Source organism: Modestobacter sp. SYSU DS0657 (assembly GCF_054050925.1).
This window is the reverse complement of sequence record NZ_JBJHAG010000022.1, coordinates 1-13,992: the sequence shown is the minus strand read 5'-3', so window position 1 is coordinate 13,992 and position 13,992 is coordinate 1. Positions and strand designations below refer to the sequence as shown.

The 13,992-nt window shown below is 69.4% G+C and carries 24 protein-coding genes; all 24 read right to left on the bottom strand.

Annotated elements, in window-relative coordinates; all coding sequences use genetic code 11:
• Positions 1-2: 2 nt before the first annotated feature.
• Positions 3-626 (bottom strand): adenylate kinase, encoded by a 624-nt coding sequence (locus ACI79A_RS14240; RefSeq protein ID WP_457084207.1) that lies wholly within the window; start codon positions 624-626, stop codon positions 3-5.
• Positions 626-1,936, bottom strand: coding sequence for a preprotein translocase subunit SecY (gene secY / locus ACI79A_RS14235; RefSeq protein WP_457084205.1), 1,311 nt, complete (start codon positions 1,934-1,936; stop codon positions 626-628). The genes ACI79A_RS14240 and secY overlap by 1 nt, the downstream gene beginning before the upstream one ends.
• A gap of 175 nt (positions 1,937-2,111) precedes the next feature.
• Positions 2,112-2,555: a 50S ribosomal protein L15 gene (rplO, locus tag ACI79A_RS14230; RefSeq protein ID WP_457084203.1), complete on the bottom strand. Its 444-nt coding sequence runs from the start codon at positions 2,553-2,555 to the stop codon at positions 2,112-2,114.
• Between the two features lie 13 nt (positions 2,556-2,568).
• Positions 2,569-2,751, bottom strand: a complete 183-nt coding sequence (gene rpmD, locus ACI79A_RS14225) for an uL30 family ribosomal protein (RefSeq protein ID WP_457063857.1) — start codon at positions 2,749-2,751, stop codon at positions 2,569-2,571.
• Position 2,752: 1 nt separating this feature from the next.
• Complete coding sequence (rpsE, locus tag ACI79A_RS14220; RefSeq protein ID WP_153359847.1) at positions 2,753-3,367, bottom strand: 30S ribosomal protein S5; 615 nt, start codon at positions 3,365-3,367, stop codon at positions 2,753-2,755.
• Positions 3,368-3,401: 34 nt separating this feature from the next.
• On the bottom strand, positions 3,402-3,815 hold the full coding sequence (rplR, locus tag ACI79A_RS14215; RefSeq protein ID WP_457084201.1) for a 50S ribosomal protein L18: 414 nt from the start codon (positions 3,813-3,815) through the stop codon (positions 3,402-3,404).
• On the bottom strand, positions 3,815-4,354 hold the full coding sequence (gene rplF, locus ACI79A_RS14210; protein WP_457076394.1) for a 50S ribosomal protein L6: 540 nt from the start codon (positions 4,352-4,354) through the stop codon (positions 3,815-3,817). The genes rplR and rplF overlap by 1 nt, the downstream gene beginning before the upstream one ends.
• 15 nt (positions 4,355-4,369) lie before the next feature.
• Complete coding sequence (gene rpsH, locus ACI79A_RS14205) at positions 4,370-4,780, bottom strand: 30S ribosomal protein S8 (RefSeq protein ID WP_457084199.1); 411 nt, start codon at positions 4,778-4,780, stop codon at positions 4,370-4,372.
• A 180-nt stretch (positions 4,781-4,960) separates the two neighbouring features.
• Positions 4,961-5,146 (bottom strand): type Z 30S ribosomal protein S14, encoded by a 186-nt coding sequence (locus tag ACI79A_RS14200; RefSeq protein ID WP_113838243.1) that lies wholly within the window; start codon positions 5,144-5,146, stop codon positions 4,961-4,963.
• Between the two features lie 19 nt (positions 5,147-5,165).
• Positions 5,166-5,750, bottom strand: coding sequence for a 50S ribosomal protein L5 (rplE, locus tag ACI79A_RS14195; protein ID WP_457084197.1), 585 nt, complete (start codon positions 5,748-5,750; stop codon positions 5,166-5,168).
• A 5-nt stretch (positions 5,751-5,755) separates the two neighbouring features.
• The gene (gene rplX, locus ACI79A_RS14190) at positions 5,756-6,103 is read right to left on the bottom strand and encodes a 50S ribosomal protein L24 (RefSeq protein ID WP_457084195.1); all 348 of its coding nucleotides are present in this window, start codon (positions 6,101-6,103) and stop codon (positions 5,756-5,758) included.
• Positions 6,104-6,105: 2 nt separating this feature from the next.
• Positions 6,106-6,474 (bottom strand): 50S ribosomal protein L14, encoded by a 369-nt coding sequence (gene rplN, locus ACI79A_RS14185; protein WP_091770139.1) that lies wholly within the window; start codon positions 6,472-6,474, stop codon positions 6,106-6,108.
• Positions 6,475-6,664: 190 nt separating this feature from the next.
• On the bottom strand, positions 6,665-6,976 hold the full coding sequence (rpsQ, locus tag ACI79A_RS14180) for a 30S ribosomal protein S17 (RefSeq protein WP_457084193.1): 312 nt from the start codon (positions 6,974-6,976) through the stop codon (positions 6,665-6,667).
• The gene (gene rpmC, locus ACI79A_RS14175) at positions 6,973-7,206 is read right to left on the bottom strand and encodes a 50S ribosomal protein L29 (protein ID WP_014742850.1); all 234 of its coding nucleotides are present in this window, start codon (positions 7,204-7,206) and stop codon (positions 6,973-6,975) included. The genes rpsQ and rpmC overlap by 4 nt, the downstream gene beginning before the upstream one ends.
• On the bottom strand, positions 7,206-7,622 hold the full coding sequence (gene rplP, locus ACI79A_RS14170) for a 50S ribosomal protein L16 (protein WP_222194238.1): 417 nt from the start codon (positions 7,620-7,622) through the stop codon (positions 7,206-7,208). Before rplP ends, rpmC begins: the two co-directional genes overlap by 1 nt.
• Before the next feature lie 2 nt (positions 7,623-7,624).
• The gene (gene rpsC / locus ACI79A_RS14165; protein WP_457084191.1) at positions 7,625-8,554 is read right to left on the bottom strand and encodes a 30S ribosomal protein S3; all 930 of its coding nucleotides are present in this window, start codon (positions 8,552-8,554) and stop codon (positions 7,625-7,627) included.
• Positions 8,554-9,021, bottom strand: a complete 468-nt coding sequence (rplV, locus tag ACI79A_RS14160; RefSeq protein WP_457084189.1) for a 50S ribosomal protein L22 — start codon at positions 9,019-9,021, stop codon at positions 8,554-8,556. The genes rpsC and rplV overlap by 1 nt, the downstream gene beginning before the upstream one ends.
• Before the next feature lie 32 nt (positions 9,022-9,053).
• Positions 9,054-9,335, bottom strand: coding sequence for a 30S ribosomal protein S19 (gene rpsS, locus ACI79A_RS14155; RefSeq protein ID WP_153359827.1), 282 nt, complete (start codon positions 9,333-9,335; stop codon positions 9,054-9,056).
• A gap of 23 nt (positions 9,336-9,358) precedes the next feature.
• Positions 9,359-10,192 (bottom strand): 50S ribosomal protein L2, encoded by an 834-nt coding sequence (gene rplB, locus ACI79A_RS14150; protein ID WP_457076402.1) that lies wholly within the window; start codon positions 10,190-10,192, stop codon positions 9,359-9,361.
• 63 nt (positions 10,193-10,255) lie between these two features.
• On the bottom strand, positions 10,256-10,558 hold the full coding sequence (gene rplW, locus ACI79A_RS14145; RefSeq protein ID WP_457084187.1) for a 50S ribosomal protein L23: 303 nt from the start codon (positions 10,556-10,558) through the stop codon (positions 10,256-10,258).
• Positions 10,555-11,520: a 50S ribosomal protein L4 gene (rplD, locus tag ACI79A_RS14140; RefSeq protein WP_457084185.1), complete on the bottom strand. Its 966-nt coding sequence runs from the start codon at positions 11,518-11,520 to the stop codon at positions 10,555-10,557. Before rplD ends, rplW begins: the two co-directional genes overlap by 4 nt.
• Positions 11,517-12,182 carry a 50S ribosomal protein L3 gene (gene rplC / locus ACI79A_RS14135; protein WP_457084183.1) on the bottom strand — a complete coding sequence of 222 codons (666 nt, stop codon included), beginning with the start codon at positions 12,180-12,182 and terminating at the stop codon, positions 11,517-11,519. Before rplC ends, rplD begins: the two co-directional genes overlap by 4 nt.
• Positions 12,183-12,197: 15 nt before the next feature.
• Positions 12,198-12,503, bottom strand: coding sequence for a 30S ribosomal protein S10 (gene rpsJ, locus ACI79A_RS14130; RefSeq protein WP_012950483.1), 306 nt, complete (start codon positions 12,501-12,503; stop codon positions 12,198-12,200).
• Between the two features lie 121 nt (positions 12,504-12,624).
• Positions 12,625-13,818, bottom strand: a complete 1,194-nt coding sequence (tuf, locus tag ACI79A_RS14125; RefSeq protein ID WP_457084180.1) for an elongation factor Tu — start codon at positions 13,816-13,818, stop codon at positions 12,625-12,627.
• Positions 13,819-13,992 lie beyond the last annotated feature (174 nt).

Below are 13,992 nucleotides of genomic sequence, written 5' to 3'. Positions count from 1 at the left end.
CCTCAGTCCTCGGTCGAGCCGTCGGCCGGCTCGTCCGCCAGCGCGTCCTCGGCGCCGAGGGCTGTCAGCGCCCGCCGGGTGACCTCGTCGATCTCCCCGATCGCGTCGATCTGGCTGAGCAGCCCGGCCTCGGCGTAGAAACCGGACAGCGGCGCCGTCTGTTCCCGGTAGACCTCGAGGCGGTGCCGCACGGTCTCGGGCTTGTCGTCGTCGCGCTGGACCCACTCGCCGTCCACGAGCATGCGCCGGCCGGAGAGACGCCGGACCAGCTCGTCCTGGTCGACGACGAGCTCCAGTACGCGGTCGAGCCGGTGCCCCATCTCGGCGAGGGAATCACGCAGCTGCTCGGCCTGGGCGATGGTGCGCGGGAAGCCGTCGAGCAGGAAGCCGGCCTTGGCGTCGGGCTCGGCGAGCCGGTCGGAGACCATCGCCACCGTGATCTCGTCGGGCACGAGGTCGCCGGCGTCCATGTAGACCTTGGCGGCCCGTCCGAGCTCCGTCTGGCCGCTCACGTTGGCCCGGAAGATGTCGCCCGTGGAGATCGCGGGCACCGACAGCCGGCCGGCGATGATCTGGGCCTGGGTCCCCTTGCCGGCTCCAGGCGGGCCCAGCAGCACGACGCGCACTACTTCAGGAACCCTTCGTAGCTGCGCTGGTTGAGTTGCGTCTCGATCTGCTTCACCGTCTCCAAGCCCACTCCCACCATGATCAGCACCGCGGTCCCGCCGAACGGGAAGTTCTGGTTCTGCCCCTCCTGCGTGATGGAGAGGAAGAGGTTGGGCAGCACCGCGACCAGCCCCAGGTAGATCGACCCGGGCAGGGTGATCCGGGACAGCACGTACTGCAGGTACTCCGCGGTGGGACGCCCCGGCCGGATGCCCGGGATGAAGCCGCCGTAGCGCTTCATGTCCTCCGCCCGCTCCTCGGGGTTGAACGTGATCGACACGTAGAAGTACGTGAAGAAGATGATCATCGCGAAGTAGATCGCGATGTGCACCGGGCTGCTCTGGTTGATCACGTAGGACTCGAAGAACCGCCGGACCGGGCCGGCGGTGTCCCCCTGGAGCTGGGCGATCAGCTGCGGCAGGTAGAGCAGCGACGAGGCGAAGATGACCGGGATGACACCCGCCTGGTTCACCTTCAGCGGCAGGTAGGTGGAGGTGCCGCCGTACATGCGTCGGCCGACCATGCGCTTGGCGTACTGCACCGGGATGCGCCGCTGCGCCTGCTCGACGTAGACGACGGTGCCGATGATGACGACCGCGATCAGGCAGACGATCGCGAAGATGAACGCACCGCGCGCCTGCAGGATCGACCCGCCCTCGGCGGGGATTCGGGCGGCGATCGAGGTGAAGATCAGCACGGACATGCCGTTGCCGATCCCCTTCTCGGTCAGCAGCTCACCCAGCCACATGATGACGGCGGTGCCGGCGGTGAGGGTGACGACCAGGATGATCGTGGTCCAGACCGAGTCCGACGGGATGATGTCCTGCGCGCAGCCGGGGAAGAGCTGACCGCTGCGGGCGAGGGCGATGATGCCGGTGCTCTGCAGGACCGCGAGGGCGATCGTCAGGTAACGGGTGTACTGGGTCAGCTTCGCCTGACCGGACTGCCCTTCCTTCTTCAGCTGCTCGAATCGTGGGATGACCACGACCAGCAGCTGGACGATGATGCTCGCGGTGATGTACGGCATGATGCCGAGCGCGAAGACCGAGAGGCGCAGCAGCGCACCGCCGGAGAACAGGTTGACCAGCGAGTAGACGTCCCGCTGGTCGGAGGCCTGCGCCTGCTCGAGGCAGCTGTTGATCGCCTCGATGGACACGCCTGGGCCGGGGATGCTGGCGCCCAGCCGGTAGACGGCGATGACCGCCAGGGAGAACAGCAGCTTGCGCCGGAGGTCTGGCGTCCGGAACGCCGCGGCGAACGCCTGCAGCACGTGCCCTCCCCGAGTCGGTCGTGCGAGGTTATCAACGGAGGTCGGGCGAACCGACCCCGGCCGTCCCGAGGGGACGGACCGGGGCGTCGGCGGGCCCGGCCGCGGACAGAGAAAGGCCCCCCTGCTAGGTCCCGCCTCGAGCGCGTTCGAGGCGGGACGGCAGGGGGGTCCTCGCTCAGATCTGGGTGGTGCTGCCCCCGGCCGCGCCGATCTTCTCCGCGGCCGAAGCCGAGAAGGCGTGCGCGTGCACGTGGACCTGGACGCCGCCGAGCTCGCCGGTGCCCAGCACCTTGACCGGCTGGCCGCGCCGCACCGCGCCGGCGTCCGCCAGCGAGTCCGGGTTGACCGAGCCGCCCTCGGGGAAGAGCGAGGCGATCCGGTCCAGGTTCACGACCTGGAAGACGACCTTGTTGTTGTTCTTGAAGCCCGAGAGCTTCGGCAGCCGCATGTGCAGCGGGGTCTGACCGCCCTCGAAGCGGGCAGACACCTGCACGCGGGCGCCGGAGCCCTTGGTGCCGCGACCGGCGGTCTTACCCTTGGAGCCCTCACCACGACCCACGCGGGTCTTCTTGGTGTGAGCGCCGGGAGCCGGCCGCAGGTGGTGGACCTTGAGAGTCATGGTGTTCCCCTGCTCAGACGATCTCTTCGACGGTGACCAGGTGCGGCACCGTCGCGACCATCCCGCGGATCTCGGGACGGTCCTCCTGGACGACCGAGTCGTTGATCCGCTTGAGCCCCAGCGAACGCAGCGTCTGACGCTGGTTCGGCTTGGTGCCGATGGCCGACTTGATCTGGGTGACCTTCAGCTGAGCCATCTCAGACCCCCTGACCGGCCCGCGCCCGCAGCATGGCGGCCGGGGCGACGTCCTCCAGGGGCAGACCGCGGCGGGCCGCGATCTCCTCGGGACGGACGAGGTCCTTCAGCGCCTGCATGGTGGCGTGGACGATGTTGATCGGGTTGGAGGACCCGAGGCTCTTGGAGAGCACGTCGTGGATTCCGGCGCACTCGAGCACGGCGCGCACCGGACCACCGGCGATGACACCGGTACCCGGGCTGGCCGGCTTGAGCAGCACGACACCGGCTGCCGCCTCACCCTGCACCGGGTGCGGGATGGTGCTGGCGATGCGCGGCACGCGGTAGAAGTGCTTCTTGGCCTCCTCGACGCCCTTGGCGATGGCCGCGGGCACCTCCTTGGCCTTGCCGTAGCCGACGCCCACGGTGCCGTCGCCGTCGCCGACGATCACCAGCGCGGTGAAACTGAAGCGCCGACCGCCCTTGACGACCTTCGACACGCGGTTGATCGCGACCACGCGCTCGATGAACTGGCTCTTCTCGGCGGGCGCGCCTCCGGGCCCCCGCCCGCCGTCACGGCGGTCGCGGCGGTCGTTACCGCCGCCGGCGCCGCCGCCGCGTCGCTGTGGTCCTGGCATCAGACGTCCCTCTCGATCTCAGTTGCCGTGCTCATCAGAAGTCCAGCCCGCCCTCGCGGGCGCCGTCCGCCAGCGCCGCGATGCGGCCGGCGTACCGGTTGCCACCACGGTCGAAGACGACCGCGGTGATGCCGGCCGCCTTGGCCCGCTCGGCCACCAGCGCACCGACCTGCTTGGCGAGCGTCGACTTGTCGCCCTCGGCGCCCTTCAGGCTGGCGTCCAGCGTCGATGCACTGACCAGGGTACGGCCGACGGTGTCGTCGACCACCTGGACGTGCATGTGCCGGCTGCTGCGGTTGACCACCATGCGCGGACGCTCCGGCGTGCCGGAGACCCGCTTGCGCAGCCGGTTGTGGCGGCGCAGCCGCGAGACGCGGCGGGCGGTGCTGATGTCGGTGCCCACGGGCTTGTGCACCCGGGCACCCTTGTCGCTCTGTGCCTGTGCCATCACTTGCCCGTCTTCCCGACCTTGCGCTTAACGACCTCACCCTGGTAGCGCACGCCCTTGCCCTTGTACGGGTCGGGCTTGCGGAGCTTCCGGATGTTGGCCGCGACCTGGCCCACCTGCTGCTTGTCGATGCCGCTCACCCGGATTCGGGTGGGGGCCTCGACGGTGAAGGTGATGCCCTCGGGCGCCTTCACCGGGACCGGGTGGCTGAAGCCCAGGGCGAACTCGAGGTCCGCACCACGGGCCTGCACGCGGTAACCCACGCCGACGATCTCCAGGGTCTTGTCGTAGCCCTGGGTGACGCCGGTGATCATGTTGGCGATGAGGGTGCGGGAGAGGCCGTGCAGCGCCCGGCTCTCACGCTCGTCGTTGGGACGCTGCACCAGCAACGTGCCGTCCTCACCGCGCTCGACGGTGATGGGAGCTGCGACCGTGTGGCTCAGCTTCCCCTTCGGGCCCGAGACGTTGACGGTCTGCCCGTCGAGGGCGACCTCCACACCAGAGGGCACCGGAACCGGGAGTCGTCCGATCCGTGACATGTCTGCTCGCTCCTCTTACCAGACGTAGGCGAGGACTTCCCCACCCACGCCCTTCTTGTTCGCCTGCTTGTCGGTGAGCAGCCCGGTGGAGGTCGAGATGATCGCGACCCCCAGGCCGCCGAGCACCTTGGGCAGCGACGTCGACTTCGCGTAGACCCGCAGACCCGGCTTCGACACCCGCCGGACGCCGGCGATGCTCCGCTCGCGGTTCGGGCCGTACTTGAGGGTGACCACGAGCTCCTTGCGGATGTGGCCGTCCTTCTCAACGTCGTTGACGGTCCAGCCGCCGATGTAGCCCTCCTGCTGGAGGATCTCGGCGACGTGCGTCTTCAGCTTCGACGACGGCATGGCGGCGGTGTCGTGGTACGCCTGGTTGGCGTTCCGCAGCCGCGTGAGCATGTCCGCGATCGGGTCGGTCATCGTCATGTCGGGTGGTGCCTCTCTCGCCGCGGTTCCTCTGGGGCTGGGTCCGTGCGACTTGGCCCCGGGCCTCTCGGCGATCGGTGGTGCTCTTCTAGGTGGGGTCCTGCAGAGTGCTGCCGCTGGGACGGCCCCGCCGCAGGGTCCCGCGCCGAGCTTGCGAGGCGTGGGGGGCGGCGGGGTCAGTCACCAGCTGGACTTGCTCACGCCCGGCAGCTCGCCGGCGTGCGCCATCTCCCGCAGGCAGATGCGGCAGAGGCCGAACTTGCGGAAGACCGCGTGCGGGCGACCGCACCGCTGGCAGCGGGTGTAACCGCGGACCGCGAACTTCGGCTTGCGGGCCGCCTTGTTGATCAGAGCCTTCTTGGCCATATCGCTTCTCCTCGCCCGCTCAGCGGGTCGCGTTCACGACGGTCTGGCCGGCGAAGGGGAAGCCGAGCAGCGTGAGCAGCTCGCGGCCCTCCTCGTCGGTGGTCGCGGTGGTCACCAGGGTGATGTCCATGCCGCGGGGACGGTCGATCTTGTCGACGTCGATCTCGCGGAACATCGACTGCTCGGTCAGGCCGAACGTGTAGTTGCCGTGGCCGTCGAACTGCTTGGGGTTGAGCCCACGGAAGTCACGGATGCGGGGCAGGGCCAGCGACAGCAGCCGGTCCAGGAACTCCCACATGCGGTCGCCGCGGAGGGTGACCTTCGCGCCGATCGGCATGCCCTCGCGGAGCTTGAACTGGGCGATCGACTTGCGGGCCCGGACGACCGCCGGCTTCTGGCCGGTGATGGCGGTGAGGTCACGGACCGCGCCGTCCATCAGCTTGGCGTCACGGGTGGCCTCGCCGACGCCCATGTTGACCACGATCTTCACCAGACCGGGGATCTGCATGACGTTGGCGTAGCCGAACTCGTTCTGCAGCGCCGGCGCGATGTCCGCGCGGTAGCGGGCGAGCAGGCGGGGCAGCTCACGGGTGGGTGCGCTCATGGGGATCAGAGGTCCTTACCGGTGCGCCGCGAGACCCGGATGCTGCGGCCTTCCTCGTCCTTGCGGTAACCGACCCGGGTCGGCTTGTCCTCGCTGTCGATGACCATCACGTTGCTGACGTGGATGGCCGCCTCCTGCGTGACGATCCCGCCCGACTGCGCCCCACGCTGGGTGGAGCTGATCCGGGTGTGCTTCTTCACCCGGCCGATGCCCTCGACGAGCACCTTCTGGGTCTTGGGGAAGGCTGCGATGACGCGGCCCTTGGCGCCCCTGTCCTTGCCGGACAGGACGACGACCTGGTCGCCCTTCTTGACCTTCATCGACGGGGTCTTCCCGCTGATGTGCTGAGCCATGATCACAACACCTCCGGAGCGAGCGAGATGATCCGCATGAAGCGCTTGTCCCGCAGCTCGCGGCCGACGGGACCGAAGATGCGCGTACCGCGCGGGTCGCCGCTGTCGCGGATGATCACCGCGGCGTTCTCGTCGAAGCGGATGTACGAGCCGTCGGGACGGCGCCGCTCCTTGACCGTGCGGACGATGACGGCCTTGACCACGTCGCCCTTCTTCACGCCGGCGCCCGGGAGGGCGTCCTTCACGGTGGCGACGATGATGTCGCCGATGCCCGCGTAGCGTCGCCCGGACCCACCGAGCACACGGATGCACAAGATCTCCTTGGCACCGGTGTTGTCGGCGACTCGCAGCCGCGACTCCTGCTGGATCACTTCCTGCTCCTCGAACTAGTGGTGACAGCCGGGCCGGATCGGTGAACCGGCTGTCCGGTTCCCACGCGCGGACAGCCGGTGGCGTGAGCCACCGGCCGTCCGTCACGGGATACCGGGATGCGGCGCACCCGTCAGGGGCGCCAGTCGTCCAGAGTACCTGTTGTTCACCCGGCCGTTGCAGCCGGATGCGTCACTTGGCCTTCTCGACGATGGTCACCAGGCGCCAGCGCTTGGTGGCCGAGGTGGGGCGCGTCTCCATGATCTGCACCCGGTCGCCGATGCCGGCGGTGTTCTGCTCGTCGTGGGCCTTCAGCTTGCTGGTCCGGCGGAGCACCTTGCCGTACAGCCCGTGCTTCACCCGGTCCTCGACCTCGACGACGATGGTCTTGTCCATCTTGTCGCTGACGACGAGGCCCTCGCGGACCTTGCGGTACCCGCGCCCGGCCAGGCCGGGGCCGGTCGAGGTCTGGGCCTCGGTGTTGGTGGTACTGGCCTCGCTCATGCCACACCCTCGTTCGGGGCGACCGAGAGGCCCAGCTCGCGCTCGCGCATGATCGTGTAGATCCGGGCGATGTCGCGGCGGACGGTCTGCAGTCGCCGGTTGTTGTCCAGCTGGCCGGTGGCCACCTGGAACCGCAGGTTGAACAGCTCTTCGCGCGACTCGCGCAGCCGGGTGGCCAGCTCGTCGGCGGACAGCTCGCGCAGCTCGGGCGCAGTCAGTCCGGCGGCCATCACACCTCTCCTTCACGGGTGATGAAGCGGCACTTCATGGGGAGCTTGTGGATCGCGCGGCGCATGGCCTCGCGGGCCACGGGCTCGGCGACACCCGAGAGCTCGAACATGATGCGACCGGGCTTCACGTTGGCCACCCACCACTCCGGCGAGCCCTTGCCGGAACCCATGCGGGTCTCGGCCGGCTTCTTGGTGAGGGGGCGGTCGGGGTAGATCGAGATCCAGACCTTGCCGCCACGCTTGATGTGGCGGGTCATGGCGATACGAGCGGACTCGATCTGCCGGTTGGTGACGTACGCCGGCTCGAGCGCCTGGATGGCGTACTCACCGAAGTTGATCGCCGTGCCGCCCTTGGCCCGCCCGGAACGGTCCGGGTGGTGCTGCTTGCGGTGCTTGACCCGACGCGGGATCAGCATGATCAGGCCCCCTGCTCCGGAGTCGTGTTGTTCTCGGTACCGGCCGCCGTGTCAGCGGCGGAGGTGGCTGCCGCGGTGCCCTCGGCCCCGGCGGCCTGGGCGATGGTCTGCTCGCCCGGGACGTCACCCGAGCTGACGGCGACGGCGTCCTGAGCCGTGCCCGGGCCGCCCTCTGCGGCGGCGCGACCGGCCTCGGTGCCACCAGCGGTGGTGCCGCTGGAGCCCGAACGACGCGGACGCTGGGGGCGCTCACGCCGGGCCTGCCGCTGCGCAAGGGCCTCGAGGGCCTCCCGCTCGGCGCGCGAGCCGCTCGCGTCACCCTTGTAGATCCACACCTTCACGCCGATGCGACCGAAGGTCGTGCGGGCCTCGTAGATGCCGTAGTCGATGTTCGCGCGGAGCGTGTGCAGCGGCACCCGACCCTCGCGGTAGAACTCCGACCGGCTCATCTCGGTGCCGCCCAGACGACCCGAGCACTGCACCCGGATGCCCTTGACCTGCGGGCTCCGCTGCGCGGACTGCATCGCCTTGCGCATGGCACGGCGGAAGCTGACCCGGCTGGAGAGCTGCTCGGCGACGCCCTGGGCGACCAGCTGCGCGTCGGACTCCGGGTTCTTCACCTCGAGGATGTTCAGCTGCACCTGCTTGCCCGTGAGCTTCTCCAGCTCGCCACGGATCCGGTCGGCCTCGGCGCCGCGGCGGCCGATGACGATGCCCGGACGGGCGGTGTGGATGTCGACCCGGACCCGGTCACGGGTGCGCTCGATCTCCACCTTCGAGATCCCGGCGCGCTCCATGCCCTTGCCCATGAGCTTGCGGATGGCCACGTCTTCCTTGACGTAGTCCTTGTACAGCTTGTCGGCGTACCACCGGGACTTGTAGTCGGTGGTGATGCCGAGCCGGAACCCGTGCGGGTTGACCTTCTGACCCACTAGCGGGTCCCTCCCCTCGTGTTGTTCTTCGACTGCTGGGTGGCCGGGCCGGCCTGACCGGTGTCCCGACGTGCCTTGCGCGACCGCTGCGCGAGGTCCGCGCTGCTGGTCACCTCGCTCACCTCGACGGTGATGTGGCTGGTGCGCTTGTTGATCCGGAAGGCGCGGCCCTGGGCGCGCGGACGGATCCGCTTCAGGGTCGGGCCCTCGTCGACGAACGCGGCGCTCACCACGAGCGCGGCCGGGTCCAGCCGCAGGTTGTGCTCGGCGTTGGCGACCGCGCTGGCGACGACCTTGGCCACCGGCTCGCTGGCGCTCTGCGGGGCGAACCGCAGGAGTGCGAGCGCCTCGTCGGTCGGCAGGTAGCGGATCAGGTCCACCACCCGACGGGCCTTCATGGGGGTGACGTGGACGAACCGGGCGGTGGCCCGGGCGACCGGCGTCTCCTGTCCCAACTGGGAAGTCATCTGATGCGTCTCTTCTCTACCTGGTCCGGCGCTCAGCCGCGCCGCGACCGGCGGTCGTCCTTGACGTGCCCACGGAAGGTGCGGGTGGGCGCGAACTCGCCGAGCTTGTGCCCGACCATCGCCTCGGTGACGAACACCGGGACGTGCTTGCGGCCGTCGTGCACGGCGATCGTGTGCCCGAGCATGTCGGGGATGATCGTCGAACGCCGCGACCAGGTGCGGATGACGTTCTTGGTGCCCTTGTCGTTCTGAGCGTCCACCTTGGCGAGCAGGTGGTCGTCGACGAACGGGCCCTTCTTCAGGCTGCGTGGCATGTCTGTCGGACTCCTCTACCCGCTCAGCGCTTCTTGTTGGTGCGCCGGCGGCGCACGATCAGGGCGTCACTGGCCTTCCGCTTGCGCGTCCGGCCCTCCGGCTTGCCCTTCGGGTTGACCGGGTGCCGGCCACCGGAGGTCTTGCCCTCACCACCACCGTGCGGGTGGTCCACCGGGTTCATGGCGACACCGCGGACGGTCGGGCGCTTGCCCTTCCACCGCATGCGGCCGGCCTTGCCCCAGTTGATGTTCGACTGCTCGGCGTTGCCCACCTCGCCGACGGTGGCGCGGCAGCGCACGTCGACGTTGCGGATCTCACCGGACGGCATGCGCAGCTGTGCGAAGCGGCCCTCACGGGCGACCAGCTGGACGCTCGTGCCGGCCGACCGGGCGATCTTCGCGCCGCCACCGGGCCGCAGCTCGATCGCATGCACGACGGTGCCGACCGGGATGTTGCGCAGCGGCAGGTTGTTGCCGGGCTTGATGTCGGCGGCGGGCCCGCACTCCACCGTGTCGCCCTGCTTCAGCCGGGCCGGGGCGATGATGTAGCGCTTCTCCCCGTCGGCGAAGTGCAGCAGCGCGATGCGCGACGTGCGGTTGGGGTCGTACTCGATGTGCGCGACCTTGGCCGGCACGCCGTCCTTGTCCGCCCGGCGGAAGTCGATCAGCCGGTAGGCGCGCTTGTGCCCACCGCCCTGGTGCCGGGCGGTGACGCGGCCGTGGACGTTGCGCCCGCCGCGACCGTGCAGCGGCCGGACCAGCGACTTCTCGGGGTGGTCGCGGGTGACCTCGGCGAAGTCGGCGACGGACGAGCCGCGGCGGCCCGGCGTCGTCGGCTTGTACTTACGGATGGCCATGGTTCCTCAGAGTCCTCTGGTCCAGTCTGTGGGGCGGGTGTCCGGGTGGATGAGGCTGTCGCCTCAGGCGCCCGGCCCCCCGAAGAGCTCGATGCGGTCGCCGGGGGCAACGGCGACGATGGCGCGCTTGGTGTCCTTGCGCTTCCCCATCACAGCGCCGCGCGAGCGCTTCCTCTTCCCCTGACGGTTGATCGTGTTTACGGACAGGACCTTCACGTTGAAGACCTGCTGCACAGCGATCTTGATCTGGGTCTTGTTGGCGTCGGGCCGGACGATGAACGTGTACTTGTTCTCGTCCAGGAGCCCGTAGCTCTTCTCGGAGATGACCGGGGACAGCAGGACGTCCCGGGGGTCGCGGACGCTCATGCCTTCTCCTCGGTGCTCGCGTCGGTGGTGCCGTCCTCGGTGGGCGCCGTGGCGTCCGTACCGGCGTTGGCGGCCTCGGCCTGCTCGGCCGGGGCCGCAGCGGCCTCGGCAGCGCTGGCCGGCGCGGCGTCGGCAGCGCTGCCGGCCTTCTTGGCCGTGGCCTTCTTGGCCGCCGCCTTCTTGACCGGCGCCGCCTCGGCCGGGGCCTCGCCCAGGTCGAGGTCCGTCGTGCCGGTGCCCTCGATCGAGGGGATGCCACCCGGGACGTCCGGCGTGGTCAGGTCGGGCAGCTCGACGGAGCTGCCGCCCCGGGCCGGGCCGGCGATGAACTCCGCCAGCGCGGTCTCGGTGAAGACCACCTCGTCGGAGACGAGCACGTCGTAGGTGTTCAGCTGGCCGGCCTCGATCAGGTGCACCCGCGGCACGTTGCGCAGGCTGATCCAGTTGAGGACGTCGTCACGGTCGAGCACCACGAGGACCCGCTTCGCGGCGGTGACCGAGTCCAGCACCTTGAGCGCGGCCTTGGTCGACGGGGCGTCGCCCTCGACGAAGGCGGAGACCACGTGCACGCGGTCCTCGCGGGCCCGGTCGGAGAGGGCACCGCGCAGCGCGGCGGCCTTCATCTTCTTGGGCGTCTTCTGCTCGTAGTTCCGCGGCTGCGGCCCGTGCGCGATGCCACCGCCGGAGAACTGCGGCGACCGCAGCGAGCCCTGGCGGGCACGGCCGGTGCCCTTCTGGCGGTACGGCTTCGCACCGGTACCGCTGACCTGCGCGCGGGTCTTCGTGGCGTGCGTGCCCTGGCGCGCCGCGGCGAGCTGCGCCACGACGACCTGGTGCAGCAGCGACACGTTGGCCGGCGCGTCGAACAGCGCGCCCGGCAGCGTCACGCTGCCGGCGGTGCTGCCCGCCGGGGTGCGGACGTCGACCTGGCGGTCGACCCGCTCGCTGGTGGATGAGGTCACTTCGCGTCACTCCCCACGGGGCCGCCCTTGACCGCGGAGCGGACCAGCAGCAGCCCACCGCGCGGGCCCGGGACGGCACCCTTGATCAGCACCAGGCCCTTCTCGGTGTCCACGGCGTGGACCTTCAGCGAGAGGGTGGTGGTGGTGACCGCGCCCATGCGCCCGGCCATCTTCAGTCCCTTGAAAACCCGGCCGGGCGTCGAGGCCCCACCGATCGAGCCGGGGGCGCGGTGCTTGCGGTGGGTGCCGTGACCGGCGCCCAGGCCCTTGAAGCCGTGACGCTTCATGACACCGGCCGTGCCCTTGCCCTTGCTGGTGCCGATGACGTCGACCTTGGCGACGCCGGAGAGGACCTCAGCGGTCAGCTCCTGGCCCACGGTGTAGTCGCCGGCGTCCTCGGTGCGCAGCTCGACCACGTGCCGCCGGGGCGTGACGCCCGCCTTGGCGAAGTGCCCGCCCTCGGGCTTGTTCACCTTGCGGGGGTCGATCGCGCCGAACCCGAGCTGGACGGCCGAGTAGCCGTCCTTCTCCGGGGTGCGGACCTGGGTGACCACGCACGGGCCCGCCTTGACGACGGTCACCGGCACGATGCGGTTGTTCTCGTCGAAGACCTGGGTCATCCCCAGCTTCTCGCCGAGGAGACCACGGAATGTGCTCGCCATGTCTGGAAACAGCCCTTACTGGATGTTGACGTCGACCGAGGCCGGCAGGTCGATGCGCATCAGCGCGTCGACCGTCTTCGGGGTCGGGTCGAGGATGTCGATGAGCCGCTTGTGCGTGCGCATCTCGAAGTGCTCGCGCGAGTCCTTGTACTTGTGCGGCGAGCGGATGACGCAGTAGACGTTCTTCTCCGTCGGCAGCGGCACGGGGCCGACGACGCGCGCTCCGGTCTTCGTCACCGTCTCGACGATGCGCCGCGCCGAGGCATCGATCGCCTCGTGGTCGTAGGCCTTCAGCCGGATGCGGATCTTCTGTCCCGCCATCGGTTGTCTTCGCTCCTGCCGATCGGTTGTGAAAGTTCAGGTGGGTCTGCTGACCCGGGGGTCGGGTCTCCCGACCCGGGTGACGGGCGGCGGCCGGGAACGACCGCCGCCCGTCAGGGTGTCACTTGATGATCTTGGTGACCCGGCCGGCGCCGACGGTGCGGCCACCCTCACGGATGGCGAACCGAAGGCCCTCCTCCATCGCGATGGGCTGGATCAGCTCGACGGTCATCTCGGTGTTGTCACCGGGCATGACCATCTCGGTGCCCGAGGGCAGCGTGACGACGCCGGTCACGTCCGTGGTCCGGAAGTAGAACTGCGGCCGGTAGTTGTTGAAGAACGGCGTGTGACGGCCGCCCTCGTCCTTCGAGAGGATGTAGACCGAGCCCTCGAAGTTCGTGTGCGGGGTGATGGAACCCGGCTTCACGATGACCTGGCCGCGCTCGACGTCCTCGCGCTTGATGCCGCGCAGCAGCAGACCGACGTTGTCACCGGCCTGGCCCTGGTCGAGCAGCTTGCGGAACATCTCGACGCCGGTGACCGTGGTCTTGGTCGAACCGGGGCGGATGCCCACGATCTCGATCTCCTCGGAGACCTTGACGATGCCGCGCTCCACGCGACCGGTCACGACGGTGCCGCGGCCGGTGATGGTGAAGACGTCCTCGACGGGCATGAGGAACGGCTTGTCGATGTCGCGCTCGGGCTCCGGGATCGCCGTGTCGACGGCGTTCATCAGCTCCATGAGCTTGTCGCCCCACTCGGCGTCGCCCTCGAGGGCCTTCAGCGCCGAGACGCGGACCACGGGGACGTCGTCGCCCGGGAACTCGTACTCGCTGAGCAGCTCGCGGACCTCGAGCTCGACGAGCTCGAGGATCTCCTCGTCGTCGACCATGTCGGCCTTGTTGAGCGCCACGACGATGTAGGGGACGCCGACCTGGCGGGCCAGGAGGACGTGCTCCTTGGTCTGCGGCATCGGGCCGTCGGTCGCCGCGACCACCAGGATCGCGCCGTCCATCTGCGCGGCACCGGTGATCATGTTCTTGATGTAGTCGGCGTGCCCGGGGCAGTCGACGTGCGCGTAGTGCCGGCTCTCGGTCTGGTACTCGACGTGCGCGATCGAGATCGTGATGCCGCGGGCCTTCTCCTCGGGCGCCTTGTCGATCATGTCGAAGGCGGACGCCTCGTTGAGGTCCGGGTACTTGTCGTGCAGCACCTTGGTGATCGCCGCGGTCAGCGTCGTCTTGCCGTGGTCGATGTGCCCGATGGTGCCGATGTTGACGTGCGGCTTGTTCCGCTCGAACTTGGCCTTGGCCACTGGGTTCCTCTCTCCGTGTCTTCGCAGTCGTGCGCGTGCGTGGGGTGGGCAGTGCTCGGAGCCGGCGGGGGGGGGGGGGGGGGGGCCCCCCCCCCCCCCCCCCACACAAACCCCCCGAACTCCATATAATATAAATATACAAATATCATCACAACCCACAAACAAAAAAAAAAA

Excerpts from the sequence above, each read along its gene's own strand:
- rplC (WP_457084183.1), bottom strand. The coding sequence starts at position 12,182 with ATGGCGAGCACATTCCGTGGTCTCCTCGGCGAGAAGCTGGGGATGACC.
- rpsE (WP_153359847.1), bottom strand. The coding sequence starts at position 3,367 with ATGCCAGGACCACAGCGACGCGGCGGCGGCGCCGGCGGCGGTAACGAC.
- rplO (WP_457084203.1), bottom strand. The coding sequence starts at position 2,555 with ATGACTCTCAAGGTCCACCACCTGCGGCCGGCTCCCGGCGCTCACACC.
- rplP (WP_222194238.1), bottom strand. The coding sequence starts at position 7,622 with ATGCTGATCCCGCGTCGGGTCAAGCACCGCAAGCAGCACCACCCGGAC.
- rplR (WP_457084201.1), bottom strand. The coding sequence starts at position 3,815 with ATGGCACAGGCACAGAGCGACAAGGGTGCCCGGGTGCACAAGCCCGTG.
- rplB (WP_457076402.1), bottom strand. The coding sequence starts at position 10,192 with ATGGCCATCCGTAAGTACAAGCCGACGACGCCGGGCCGCCGCGGCTCG.
- rpmD (WP_457063857.1), bottom strand. The coding sequence starts at position 2,751 with ATGGCTCAGCTGAAGGTCACCCAGATCAAGTCGGCCATCGGCACCAAG.
- rplF (WP_457076394.1), bottom strand. The coding sequence starts at position 4,354 with ATGTCACGGATCGGACGACTCCCGGTTCCGGTGCCCTCTGGTGTGGAG.
- rpsQ (WP_457084193.1), bottom strand. The coding sequence starts at position 6,976 with ATGAGCGAGGCCAGTACCACCAACACCGAGGCCCAGACCTCGACCGGC.
- ACI79A_RS14200 (WP_113838243.1), bottom strand. The coding sequence starts at position 5,146 with ATGGCCAAGAAGGCTCTGATCAACAAGGCGGCCCGCAAGCCGAAGTTC.
- rpsH (WP_457084199.1), bottom strand. The coding sequence starts at position 4,780 with ATGACGATGACCGACCCGATCGCGGACATGCTCACGCGGCTGCGGAAC.
- rplE (WP_457084197.1), bottom strand. The coding sequence starts at position 5,750 with ATGAGCGCACCCACCCGTGAGCTGCCCCGCCTGCTCGCCCGCTACCGC.
- rpsS (WP_153359827.1), bottom strand. The coding sequence starts at position 9,335 with ATGCCACGCAGCCTGAAGAAGGGCCCGTTCGTCGACGACCACCTGCTC.
- rpmC (WP_014742850.1), bottom strand. The coding sequence starts at position 7,206 with ATGGCCGCCGGACTGACTGCGCCCGAGCTGCGCGAGCTGTCCGCCGAC.
- rplW (WP_457084187.1), bottom strand. The coding sequence starts at position 10,558 with ATGAGCGTCCGCGACCCCCGGGACGTCCTGCTGTCCCCGGTCATCTCC.
- rplV (WP_457084189.1), bottom strand. The coding sequence starts at position 9,021 with ATGACTTCCCAGTTGGGACAGGAGACGCCGGTCGCCCGGGCCACCGCC.
- rplX (WP_457084195.1), bottom strand. The coding sequence starts at position 6,103 with ATGGCTCAGCACATCAGCGGGAAGACCCCGTCGATGAAGGTCAAGAAG.
- rpsJ (WP_012950483.1), bottom strand. The coding sequence starts at position 12,503 with ATGGCGGGACAGAAGATCCGCATCCGGCTGAAGGCCTACGACCACGAG.